Genomic DNA, 12,213 nt, shown 5'->3' on the forward strand with positions numbered 1-12,213 from the left:
CTCCCCTTCCCATTGAATCTCTTCGTTATGTATAAGGGTGAAAAAAACAGCTGCCTGAATTAAATCTTTGGCAGCTGTATTCCCTTATTTGTACAATGGAAAACTAGCTGTTAGCTTAGCCGTCCGTTCTGTAGCTTCTTTTTTCACTGCTTCATCTTCCGGGTTTTTCAACAGCAACGCCATGATGGAAGCAATTTCTTTCATTTCCGGTTCTTTAAATCCGCGCGAAGTGACGGCAGGTGTTCCAAGACGGATTCCTGAAGTGACAAACGGGCTTTGCGGATCAAATGGAATGGTGTTTTTATTTGTCGTGATTCCCACTTCGTCAAGCACATGCTCCGCCACTTTCCCTGTCAAATTCAATGAACGAAGGTCGATAAGCATTAGGTGGTTGTCTGTTCCTCCGGAAACGATGTCAACGCCTTCTGACTTTAAGCCTTCTGCAAGCGCTTGTGCATTTTTAACCACTTGTTCGATATAAGTTTTGAATTCGGGCTTTTGTGCTTCTCCGAACGCTACTGCTTTACCTGCTATAACATGCATAAGCGGACCGCCTTGAATTCCAGGGAAAATCGTTTTATCGATTTTCTTCGCGAATTCTTCTTTGCAAAGGATCAAGCCGCCGCGTGGTCCGCGAAGCGTTTTGTGTGTGGTTGAAGTTACGAAATGAGCGTGAGGCACTGGGTTCGGATGTGCACCAACTGCAACCAAGCCTGCAATATGGGCCATGTCCACCAACAAGTAAGCACCAATTTCATCGGCAATTTCACGGAATTTCGCGAAATCCAAAACGCGTGAATAGGCGCTGGTTCCCGCTACGATCATTTTCGGTTTATGTTCAAGCGCTGCTGCACGCACCGTTTCGTAATCGATTAATTGTGTTTCTTCATTAACTCCGTACTCAACGAAGTTATACTGCATTCCACTGAAGTTGACCTTGCTGCCATGCGTCAAATGTCCGCCATGGTTCAAGTTCATCCCTAGGATTGTGTCGCCTTTTTCAAGGACTGCTGTGTATACGGCCATATTTGCCTGTGATCCGGAGTGCGGCTGAACGTTTGCATGTTCAGCACCAAAAATTTCTTTCAGGCGGTCACGTGCAATGTTTTCAACAACGTCTACAAACTCGCATCCACCATAATAGCGTTTGCCCGGGTACCCCTCAGCATACTTGTTTGTAAGGACTGAACCCTGAGCCTCCATTACTGCTTGTGATACAAAGTTTTCAGAAGCAATTAGTTCTATGTTCGCTTCCTGACGTTCTTTCTCTGCATTCATTGCTTCGTAAACTGCCGGGTCCTGCGTTTTAATCAATTCCATCTGTGTATCCCTCCTGTAATTGGACAAGCTCACGATCGTACCTTGCGCGTTCTCCGCCAATCAACTTCGGCCGGGTAGTTGCAGCTGACACAATCGCTTCACCTACTAGTTTAACAGAAGTTCGCAGTGGAACGGCGACTCTTTTTAAATGCATGCCAATCATGGTCTGTCCGATGTCGATTCCGGCATGCGCCTGAACTTCTTCAACCACGACTGGATCGTTCATCGCTGTATAAGCAAACGCACTCATCGAGCCGCCGGCTTTAGGCATCGGGACAACGGTTACCGGCTCCCATCCATACTTTTCCGCTGCTTCGCGTTCAATCGTCAATGCACGGTTGATGTGTTCGCAGCCTTGAAAAGCGAGGTAAATCCGGTGTCGCTCAGCAAAATTTTGGAGCGGTTCGTATAAATCTTCCGCAATATCCAAAGTGCCGCCTGTACCAATCCGTTTCCCTGCCACTTCCGAAGTGGAGCAGCCGACCACAAACACTTGACCTTTTCTAAATTGAATCTGTTGCTCCAATTCACTTAACGTCTCTTCCAGCTGAAGCTGCCACAATGTTTGCATATCGACCACTCCTTTTATTATTGTTCGAGGTCTGTTACTTTTTGGACGCGCGTCTGGTGTCTGCCGCCTTCAAATTCTTCTGTCAGCCAAGTGCGGGCAATCTCGCGTGCCAAACCAGGCCCGATAACGCGTTCCCCCATCGCTAAGACATTCGAATTGTTATGGCCTCTTGTCGCTTTGGCGCTGAATACATCATGCACCAATGCACAACGGATGCCTTTTACTTTGTTTGCCGCAATCGACATGCCGATACCAGTTCCGCAAATCAGAATTCCGCGGTCAAATTCACCTTTTGCTACGGCCTCCGCTACCGGTTTTGCATAGTCCGGATAGTCGACGGAGTCGTCTGTATGCGGTCCGAAATCCTGATACTCTATTCCCATTTCGTTCAATAAATTCACGATTTCTTTGCGGAGATTGTTCCCGCCGTGGTCAGATGATATAGCAATTTTCATGAATAGCCCTCTTTTCTTTTCTGTTGAAGTGAAAACCGCTAAAATGCAATCTTCACTTTTCTTTCATTCTAACATCAAAAACCCAAAAATCCTACAAACCCGCTGTTAAGTTGGTTTTATGGCGAAATCGGCAAAGAAAAAGCCATTTGCATCTGCGCAAACGGCTTTCTTTCAATCAGTCAGTTCTTTTCTGTCAATTCTTCTTCGGTGAGCTTATCCACGACCCGGTCGATCAATGTTTTCAGTTCATTGAAGGTCTGCTGGTATGTGGACAGTGAACCTCCATATGGGTCGCTGACATCTGCTGCTGTTCCGCTCGCAAATTCTTTCAGCGTGTAGAGTTTGCCGGCAAAGGCCGGGTAGTGCTGCAGCAACAATTGTTTATGTGAATTCGTCATGGTCAAAATGAGTGTTGCCCATTCCATATCTTTTGGCAAAAGCTGTTTTGAAGTGTGCTCAAAAGAAATCCCTGCCCCGTCCAAAACGGTCTGGGCGTTTGCAGATAAAGGCGCTTCGCCTGCAAAGATACCGGCGGAACGGACTTCAACGCCCGGCAGCTCTTTCGCCGTCAAAATCGCTTCTGCCATCGGGCTGCGGCACGTATTGCCTGTACATACAAAGAAAATCTTCATCGTATCCCCCACCTTAAGAATAGATTAGCTAAACCATTTATGGTCAGCTGCTTTTTCCAATCTGTTCATCATGGCTACATTCCGCTTCGGAGCCGGAGATACCGTAGCCAGAATCAGGTCCACATCCGTGCGGTCGCATTTTCGCAAACTATCGTATAGGGTTTCGGCAGACAACCGAAAATAATAATCGGCCAACGGAAATTCAGCAGTGCTTAAAACCGCCACTTTCTTGCCGTCTTTTTGTACATGTTCAATTGCTTTCTCTACCAAAGCCTGATTGTTTTCAATCAAATACACCGGAGCTTCAGGAGCATAATGCATGTATTTCATCCCAGGCGACTTCGGTGCGTTGCCTTGGATATCAGAAGAAAGGCGCACCGTGCCGATCACTTGTTCAAGGTCCTCTTTTGTGATGTTTCCAGGCCGCAAAATAACAGGCGGCTCGCACGTCATATCCAAAACCGTTGATTCAATGCCGATGGCAGTCGCCCCTCCATCAAGAATAAGGGGAATAATGCCTTCCATATCGTGGTAAACATGTTCTGCACGCGTCGGGCTCGGTTTGCCGCTGGTGTTCGCGCTGGGTGCAGCAATCGGCAATTTCACCCGTCTCAGCAAGTTTAACGCAACGGGATGGTTCGGAACACGAATCCCAACTGTAGACAAGCCTGCCGTAACATTTGCAGCGAAAGCATCCGGCTTGGACTTCATGATCAAAGTCAATGCACCTGGCCAAAAAGCATCCATGCACTGAAGTGCTTTTTCCGGAACGTTTTGCACCCATTCCAATGCACTTTCTTTCGAATCGACATGGACAATCAGCGGATTATCCGCCGGCCGGCCTTTTGCCTCAAAAATCTTTTCAACGGCTTGTGGATTTGTGGCATCAGCGCCTAAGCCGTAAACCGTTTCTGTCGGAAAAGCGACAAGGCCTTCATTTCGAAGGATTTCCACAGCTTGTGAATAACTTTCTTCTTTATTCACATTTTTATCCACAAGAATAATTTCCGTTTCCATGTGAACATCTCCTATTTTTACTGGTTTCATATAAATTTATCCACAAATTGTGTATAAATCAAAATATTGAATCGGAAAAGTGTTAACAACTTAGCGGATAATGCAAAAAACCATACGGTCGTTGCTGTTGATATCTTTTTTAATATACACCTTGCCGTTCGGAAAAGCTGTTTTTAACAAACTTTCTACTGCCGCACCCTGTTGATAACCGATTTCAAAACCGATGATTCCGGGTTTATTCAGCAAAGGCGGCAATTGTTCTGCCATTTTTTCATATAGTGCCAAACCATTATTGTCCGCAAACAACGCGCTGTGCGGCTCATGGTCATGGACGGTATCCGCCAAATCGCCGGCTTCTTCATGAGCGATATACGGCGGGTTCGATAATACGATATCCCATTTCCGATCGCAGATTGGATCAGCCAGATCCCCCAGCTGAAAGCTCACTTCTGCACCAAGCTGTTGCGCATTCCGTTTAGCCATAGCCAGTGCTTTTTCCGATATGTCTGTAGCCGTTACTCGGGAACCTGGGAGTTCACATTTCATGGTAATGGCAATAATGCCGCTGCCAGTCCCAATGTCGGCAATCGAAGGATTGTTAGCCGGAAACAGCTCAGCTGCCAATTTCAAGGTCTCTTCTACTAATTCTTCGGTTTCGGGCCGCGGGATCAGTACGTCTTCATTGACCTCAAAAGTTCTTCCATAAAATTCTTCGGTTCCGGTCAAATGCTGGACCGGGACGCCTGCAGCATGCTGCTCGACCTTGCTCCAAAAGCGCTTAAATGCTGCTTCGTCTATTTCATCGCGCATCGCGGACAAAAGCCCGGCATGCGATAAGCCAAGTTCATGCTGCAGCAGGATGCGTGCCACGGCTTCTTCCCGCCCTTTGCTTTTTAAAAAAGAAGAAGCCCCGTTAAGGGCCTCAAAAAGTCGTCTGCTTTTAGTCATTGTTTAAACTTTCCATTCTTGCAGACTGCTCTTCCACAACCAATGCTTCAATGATTTCATCCATTTTGCCTTGCATAATCTGGTCCAGCTTTTGGATGGTCAAACCAATGCGGTGGTCCGTTACGCGGTTTTGCGGGAAATTATATGTGCGAATCCGTTCTGAACGATCCCCGGTTCCGACTGCCGATTTGCGGACTGCGTCATATTCTGCTTGTGCTTCCTGCTGGAATTTATCATAAACACGGGCACGAAGCACTTTCATTGCACTTGCTTTGTTTTTAATCTGTGATTTTTCATCTTGGCAGGTAACAACCGTATTTGTCGGGATATGCGTTAAGCGTACCGCTGACATTGTCGTGTTAACGGATTGCCCGCCTGCACCTGAAGACGCATAGGTATCCACACGGATATCATTGTCATGGATTTCCACTTCCACTTCTTCCACTTCCGGCAAACAAGCCACGGTAGCTGTTGATGTATGGATGCGGCCGCCAGATTCGGTTTCCGGTACACGCTGGACACGGTGTGCACCGTTTTCGTATTTCAATTTGGAATACGCACCTTTCCCGGTAATCATGACCACCAGTTCCTTAAACCCGCCCAGGCCTGTCGGGTTGGAATCCATGATGGAAACTTTCCAGCCGTTCGATTCCGCGTAGCGGCTGTACATGCGGTAAAGGTCTCCGGCAAACAAGGCCGCTTCGTCTCCGCCTGCTGCCCCGCGGATTTCCATGATGACGTTTTTGTCATCGTTCGGATCTTTCGGAATCAATAAAATGTGGAGGCGTTCTTCCACTTCCTTCACTTGCGCTTCCAGTTCGCCAACTTCTTCTTTAACCATCTCGCGCATTTCCGGATCCAATTTCTCGTCAAACATCGCTTTGGCGCCTTCCAGCTGCTGGGTCAAATCCTTATACTCGCGGTAAGCTTCTACCGTTTCCTGCAAATCCGATTGTTCTTTTGAATACTCTCTTAATTTATTCGTATCGCTGACAATTTCAGGATCGCTCAACAGTTCGTTTAAACGGTCATAGCGATCTTCGACAGCTTGCAATCGATCAAACATTTCCAAATCACCTCTGTTTCTGGTTTCTTTTATAGAATTGTCGATATTCCGCAAAACAGTTGCGAAGCTAATGGACGCAGCTTGCAAGGTCATTAGCTTTGCGACGAAGCGCCCAGCGCTGCAGGAGCACATGTTTTAAGGCCGCGGGCTTGCGCCGAGCTATTCCCGCAGGCGTCTCCGCTGTTTTGCTCCATATCTAAGTGAATAATCATTAAGAAGCTATCTAATTGTTAATTTCTCTTCTAATAAACCTCTCTAGCGCCGGCGCGTTCAGGGGCTAGGCAAAGCAATGAGACAAGTGGTCTTCTCGGCTCATTGTGAGAGCCAAAGAGGTGCCCAAAAGATTTGGGTGACTCTTTGGCGACGAGCTTGCGCAAGAGCAACGCACTTTCATGTTTCGAAGCTAGCGCAGCGATGCAGAAACAATCGTCTTTGCCTTTCCCAAAGCGGCCAAAGCGGTTTACAAAAGTTATCATCTATAAGAAATTTATATAAAAATTTTAATTCGAAACTGTTACACCAGTCGGTACTTCGTGGTGGTGGCGGCAGCGGGGCTCGTAGGCTTCTGAAGCTCCGACTAAGATGGTTGGATCATCGGAACCGGCCGGTTTGCCGTTGATGAGCCGCTGCGTCCGGCTTGCCGGCGAACCGCAAACTGTGCAGACTGCCTGCAATTTCGTCACTTGCTCCGCAATCGAAAGCAAGGTCGGCATCGGTCCGAAAGGGAGTCCTCTGAAATCCTGGTCAAGTCCGGCTACAATGACCCGGAATCCGTGGTTTGCAAGTTTTTGGACATTGTCGACGATTTGTTCATCAAAAAATTGAGCTTCATCAATAGCAATGACATCGTAATCATCTGTGATAAATTGCCACATTTCTTCTGAATGCTCAATCGGCAAGGCGATAACGGTCGCCCCGTTATGGGAAACAACCGCTTCTTCGCTGTAGCGGTCGTCAATTTTCGGTTTGAATACTGCAATTTTTTGTTTGGCAAATTGTGCACGCCGAACCCGGCGGATCAATTCTTCCGATTTCCCTGAAAACATACTTCCGCAAATCAGCTCTACCCAGCCTGACTGTTTCATAACATACATAAGTGAGACCCCTTTCAAACGCTCTTTAATCATTATAATCATACCCAAAAACAGACGGCAATACTGCATTTTTCTTACTATGTAAGCCGATTATACGGCTATTAAACGAAAAAATACCTGCTTCGCGTTTTCGCGCAAAGCAGGTATATTTTTTACTATTACTGGTTGATTTCTTCTTTGATGCCGTATTTTTTGTTGAAACGGTCTACGCGGCCATCTGCTGCTGCGAATTTCTGACGTCCAGTGTAGAATGGATGACATTCTGAGCAAAGCTCGACGTTGATGTTTTCTTTTACAGAACCTGTAGTGAAAGAATTCCCACATGAGCAAGTTACTGTTGCTTGTTTGTAATCTGGATGAATACCTGTTTTCATTATTGTTTCTCCTCCCGCCCTGAACCATCTGGAACAGAGTTTAATAATCTATTTGACTATTGCCTTACATGGCTCTTTAGGCCATATATGCAATAGCACTGTTTCAATTCACTCTCATAATCATAACAAAATTTTAGGTGCTTTGCAACTATTTAAATCATCTTTTTGTTGCTGCGATGTGCTTTCATTTCACTGTTCAGCTGTTCGAAAAATTCTTCATTCGTTTTCGTCTGGCCAAGCTTTTTCAGGAAGCGTTCCCCGAAATCCGGTGAATCCGAAAACGTTTTGCGGATTGCCCAAAGTTTCTCCAGCTGCGCCGGATCAAGAAGCAATTCTTCTTTTCTTGTTCCTGAACGGCGGATATCGAGCGCCGGGAAAATGCGGCGTTCCGCCAGGCTGCGGTCAAGATGCAATTCCATATTGCCTGTCCCTTTAAATTCTTCATAAATCACTTCATCCATACGCGAACCCGTATCTACCAAAGCCGTCGCCAAAATCGTCAAGCTCCCGCCTTCTTCAATATTCCGGGCTGCCCCGAAAAAGCGTTTGGGCCGATGGAACGCAGCAGGATCAATTCCTCCTGATAGTGTACGACCGCTTGGCGGAATAACCAAATTATATGCTCGCGCCAATCGTGTAATAGAATCCATCAAGATGATGACGTCACGTTTATGCTCGACGAGACGCATGGCGCGTTCGAGCACAAGTTCAGCCACTTTCACGTGATTTTCCGGCACTTCGTCAAATGTCGATGACACGACGTCCGCATCCACCGAACGCTCGATGTCTGTCACTTCTTCCGGCCGCTCATCAATCAATAGCACGATCAGCTCTGCTTCCGGATGGTTTGTCGTAATCGAATTGGCAATTTCTTTCAACAGCATCGTCTTGCCGGCTTTAGGCGGCGCTACAATCAGACCGCGCTGGCCAAATCCGACAGGTGCCACTAAATCCATGATGCGTGCAGACAAATCTTTCGGCGTGGTTTCAAGCCGGATATGGCGATCCGGATAAAGCGGCGTTAATCCTGGGAAGTGGACACGTTCTTTGGCAACTTCCGGGTCTTCTCCGTTTACTGCTTCTACTTGCAGCAGCCCAAAATAACGTTCGTTTTCTTTTGGCGGCCGCACTTTCCCTGAAACTTTATCGCCGTTGCGCAAATCAAACCGGCGGATTTGGGAAGCAGAAATGTAAATGTCCTGCGAGCTTGGCGAATAGTTGATTGGACGCAAGAAGCCGAAGCCTTCCGATTGGATGATTTCAAGGACGCCTTCCATAAAGAAGAAGCCTTCTTGTTCCGCTCTTGTTTTTAAAATCGCAAAAATCAATTCTTTTTTTGTTAATTTGCTGTAGTTGGTCAGCTTGTATTCTTTCGCCAAATTGTAAAGCTCTCTTAGCGTCATATTTTCCAAAGCCGAAATTGTTATCGTTGTCATTTAATTGGACACCACTCTTATTCATTTATTAGGGTTTATTGGTTAGAGGATCAGTCGTTGAATACATTGGAAAGATCTTTAAAGAAGGAGCCCGGCAAAAATGCCGGACTCATTTTGAAGTTTACTCATTAATCATGCATAACAAGATCTGGTTTTTTCTTCATGCTGTGGCGTCCTTCTACAAAACGGACAGTGCCTGATTTTGCACGCATAACCAATGTATGGCTCTCTGCAAAACCGCCTTTCAGCTGAACACCGCGAAGCAATTCGCCGTCTGTGACACCGGTTGCCGCAAAGATGGCGTCGTCCCCTTTTACCAGGTCCTCCATTTTCAGCACTTTGCTGACATCCAAGCCCATTTTTATGCAGCGCTCGGCTTCTTCTGCTGTTTGGGGCATTAGCTTCCCTTGCAGCTCGCCGCCCAGGCACTTCAGCCCAACTGCTGCAATTACGCCTTCAGGAGCGCCGCCCGTTCCGAATAGAATATCAACGCCGGTTTTTTCAAAAGCCGTGTTAATAGCTCCTGCCACATCTCCGTCATTAATCAATTTGATGCGGGCTCCTGCTGCACGAATCTGGTCAATGATATCTTTATGCCGCGGACGATCCAGAATCGTTGCCACCACATCTTCGATATCTTTGTTTTTGGCTTTCGCCACTGCTCGAAGGTTATCAATTACAGGTGCATTGATATCGATTTTGCCGACTGCTTCCGGCCCAACCGCAATTTTATCCATGTACATATCCGGTGCGTTCAATAAATTGCCGCGGTCAGCAATAGCGAGAACCGCAAGTGCATTCCATCCGCCCGCTGCTACGATATTCGTTCCTTCTAGAGGATCGACCGCAACATCCACTTCCGGCCCTTGGCCCGTTCCCAGCTCTTCTCCAATGTAAAGCATTGGCGCTTCGTCCATCTCGCCTTCACCGATTACAACTACTCCGCGCATCGGAACCGTATCAAAAACGTTCCGCATGGCAGTAGTCGCTGCATCGTCCGCTTCAATCTTCAACCCGCGGCCCATCCATTTTGCAGAAGCAATTGCAGCCGCCTCTGTCACACGCACCAATTCCATCGATAAACTTCGTTCCATAGTGTCATTTCCTCCAGTTCAGCTTTAAATCAGTCTTCCATATTATAGCATATTTTGACGAGCTAAAAAGAATTCAATTTGCGCTATGGCTACTGTCTGCTTTGGTGCTCGCAACCGGATCAATCGTTTCTCTCCGGATATCCGCACCGAGCCCTTGAAGTTTCCGGACGATATCTGAGTATCCGCGTTCGATATGGTAAATTTCACGGATTTCCGTCTCACCTTCAGCCAGCAAACCGGCAATAATCAAGGCTGCTCCTGCACGCAAATCGGAAGCGACAACAGTTGCAGCGGTTAATGGCGTCGGTCCGGTAATAACTGCAGCCCGCCCTTCGACTCTGCCGCTCGCATTCATCCGGCGCAATTCGTCAATATGCTTGAAACGAGCCGAATAAATGGTATCGGTAATCATGGAAGAACCGGCTGCTTGCGTCATCAACACTGAAAACGGCTGCTGGAGATCGGTGGCAAACCCTGGATACACCAAAGTCTTTACGTCAATCGCCTGCAATTGCTCTGATTTCGGTATGTAGATGGACTCTTCGCCTTCCTGTACATCAACACCCATTTCACGGAGCTTCGCTGTCAAAGCTTCCATGTGAAAAGGAATAACATTGTCCACCAATACGCCGTCGCCAATGGCAGCTGCCATAATCATGAAAGTGCCGGCTTCGATGCGGTCAGGAATGATGGTGTGGTTCGTGCCGTGAAGCTCTTCCACTCCGTCAATGCGGATCACATTTGTGCCCGCTCCTTTGATTTTTGCTCCCATATTGGTTAAAAGTGTGGCAACGTCGATAATTTCAGGTTCTTTTGCTGCGTTTTCAATAACCGTCTGCCCTTTGGCAAGAACTGCCGCCAGCATAATATTAATCGTCGCCCCTACACTGACAACGTCCAGATAAATTTTCGCGCCGCGAAGTTCATCTGCCCGCAAGTAGATTGCGCCGTGTTCGTTCGTGACTTTTGCGCCAAGCGCTTCAAATCCTTTAATGTGCTGATCTATTGGGCGCGGCCCTAAGAAACAGCCGCCCGGCAGGCCGATTGCCGCGTGTTTGAAACGGCCAAGCATGGCGCCCATCATATAGTAAGAAGCGCGCAATTTTTTCACATTGCCGTTTGGCAATGGCATATCGATCATATGGGTCGGATCAATTTTCATCGTGCCGTCTTCAAACGACACTTCCCCGCCGATTTCTTCCAGAATGTTTTTCAATGTCCAGACATCAGAAATTTCGGGCAAGCCTTCGATTTGCACAGGCGAATTCGCTAAAATAGACGCTGGGATCAATGCCACTGCGCTATTTTTTGCTCCATTCACTTTAATGGTGCCAGATAAGCGGTTACCGCCTTTTACTTTATATACATCCATCAGATCAAATTTCTCCTTTACCCCACTTTTAGGGACAGTCCGATTTTCGCTTTCACAAAAAATCGCTGTCCCTGAAAGTCCGATTGGTTCAAATGGCTAGTCGCAGTTTACTTTACTTCTTCTTCAACAGAGCGTTTTTCCCAGTCTGCAAGGAATGCTTCGATTCCTTTATCAGTCAATGGGTGTTTGAACATTTGCTGCATCACTTTAATCGGCATTGTTCCGATATGAGCGCCGTTCAATGCTGCATCTGTAACGTGCTGCGGGTGGCGGATGGAAGCTGCAATGATTTCTGCTTTGATGTCATGGATCGCAAAAATATCTGCAATTGTTGCAATTAAATCCATGCCGTTGTGGCCAATATCGTCCAGGCGGCCAAGGAAAGGAGAAACGTATGAAGCACCAGCGCGAGCTGCAAGTAGTGCCTGGTTTGCGCTGAAGATTAACGTTACGTTAACTTTGATGCCTTCTGCTGCAAGTGTTGAACAAGCTTTCAATCCATCTGGAGTCATTGGCAATTTCACTGTGATGTTTGGCGCTAATGCTGCCAATTCACGGCCTTCTTTGATCATGCCTTCAAAATCAAGCGCGATTACTTCGCCGCTGATTGAACCGTCAACAAGTGCTGCAATTTCTTTTAAGCGGTCGTGGAATGAAACGTTTTTTTCTTTTGCTACAAGTGATGGGTTTGTTGTTACTCCCGATAGGATGCCCCATGAATGTGCTTCTTTGATTTCGTCGAAGTTTGCTGTATCAATAAAAAATTTCATCTTTTTTCCTCCTGGTATGATGGAAAAGAGAGAAGGCCTCGCGGCAGTTTCTCTCTTTCCTCAT

Annotated in this window: 13 protein-coding genes; all 13 read right to left on the minus strand. The window is 47.0% G+C overall.

Annotated elements, in window-relative coordinates:
• Nucleotides 1-84: 84 nt before the first annotated feature.
• A complete protein-coding gene (gene glyA / locus QWY22_RS15550; protein WP_300981738.1) occupies nt 85-1,320 on the minus strand; it encodes a serine hydroxymethyltransferase in 1,236 nt (411 codons plus the stop codon).
• Nucleotides 1,307-1,891: a TIGR01440 family protein gene (locus QWY22_RS15555; protein ID WP_300981739.1), complete on the minus strand. Its 585-nt coding sequence runs from the start codon at nt 1,889-1,891 to the stop codon at nt 1,307-1,309. Before QWY22_RS15555 ends, glyA begins: the two co-directional genes overlap by 14 nt.
• Before the next feature lie 17 nt (nt 1,892-1,908).
• The gene (rpiB, locus tag QWY22_RS15560; protein ID WP_300981741.1) at nt 1,909-2,346 is read right to left on the minus strand and encodes a ribose 5-phosphate isomerase B; all 438 of its coding nucleotides are present in this window, start codon (nt 2,344-2,346) and stop codon (nt 1,909-1,911) included.
• Between the two features lie 179 nt (nt 2,347-2,525).
• Nucleotides 2,526-2,978, minus strand: coding sequence for a low molecular weight protein arginine phosphatase (locus tag QWY22_RS15565; protein WP_300981743.1), 453 nt, complete (start codon nt 2,976-2,978; stop codon nt 2,526-2,528).
• Nucleotides 2,979-3,002: 24 nt separating this feature from the next.
• On the minus strand, nt 3,003-3,995 hold the full coding sequence (locus tag QWY22_RS15570) for an L-threonylcarbamoyladenylate synthase (RefSeq protein WP_300981744.1): 993 nt from the start codon (nt 3,993-3,995) through the stop codon (nt 3,003-3,005).
• 90 nt (nt 3,996-4,085) lie between these two features.
• The gene (prmC, locus tag QWY22_RS15575; protein WP_300981745.1) at nt 4,086-4,943 is read right to left on the minus strand and encodes a peptide chain release factor N(5)-glutamine methyltransferase; all 858 of its coding nucleotides are present in this window, start codon (nt 4,941-4,943) and stop codon (nt 4,086-4,088) included.
• The gene (gene prfA / locus QWY22_RS15580; protein WP_300981746.1) at nt 4,936-6,009 is read right to left on the minus strand and encodes a peptide chain release factor 1; all 1,074 of its coding nucleotides are present in this window, start codon (nt 6,007-6,009) and stop codon (nt 4,936-4,938) included. Before prfA ends, prmC begins: the two co-directional genes overlap by 8 nt.
• Before the next feature lie 500 nt (nt 6,010-6,509).
• Nucleotides 6,510-7,103, minus strand: a complete 594-nt coding sequence (locus tag QWY22_RS15585) for a thymidine kinase (protein WP_300981747.1) — start codon at nt 7,101-7,103, stop codon at nt 6,510-6,512.
• Between the two features lie 158 nt (nt 7,104-7,261).
• Entirely contained in the window at nt 7,262-7,477 is a 216-nt protein-coding gene (gene rpmE / locus QWY22_RS15590) for a 50S ribosomal protein L31 (RefSeq protein WP_036809761.1), read from the minus strand.
• 152 nt (nt 7,478-7,629) lie between these two features.
• Entirely contained in the window at nt 7,630-8,913 is a 1,284-nt protein-coding gene (gene rho / locus QWY22_RS15595) for a transcription termination factor Rho (RefSeq protein WP_036809756.1), read from the minus strand.
• A 128-nt stretch (nt 8,914-9,041) separates the two neighbouring features.
• Nucleotides 9,042-10,007, minus strand: a complete 966-nt coding sequence (gene glpX, locus QWY22_RS15600) for a class II fructose-bisphosphatase (RefSeq protein ID WP_074510521.1) — start codon at nt 10,005-10,007, stop codon at nt 9,042-9,044.
• Between the two features lie 73 nt (nt 10,008-10,080).
• Complete coding sequence (murA, locus tag QWY22_RS15605) at nt 10,081-11,379, minus strand: UDP-N-acetylglucosamine 1-carboxyvinyltransferase (RefSeq protein ID WP_300981748.1); 1,299 nt, start codon at nt 11,377-11,379, stop codon at nt 10,081-10,083.
• Nucleotides 11,380-11,486: 107 nt separating this feature from the next.
• On the minus strand, nt 11,487-12,149 hold the full coding sequence (gene fsa / locus QWY22_RS15610) for a fructose-6-phosphate aldolase (protein WP_300981749.1): 663 nt from the start codon (nt 12,147-12,149) through the stop codon (nt 11,487-11,489).
• Between the last annotated feature and the right edge of the window lie 64 nt (nt 12,150-12,213).

Source organism: Planococcus liqunii (assembly GCF_030413595.1).
Taxonomy (GTDB): Bacteria; Bacillota; Bacilli; order Bacillales_A; family Planococcaceae; genus Planococcus; species Planococcus liqunii.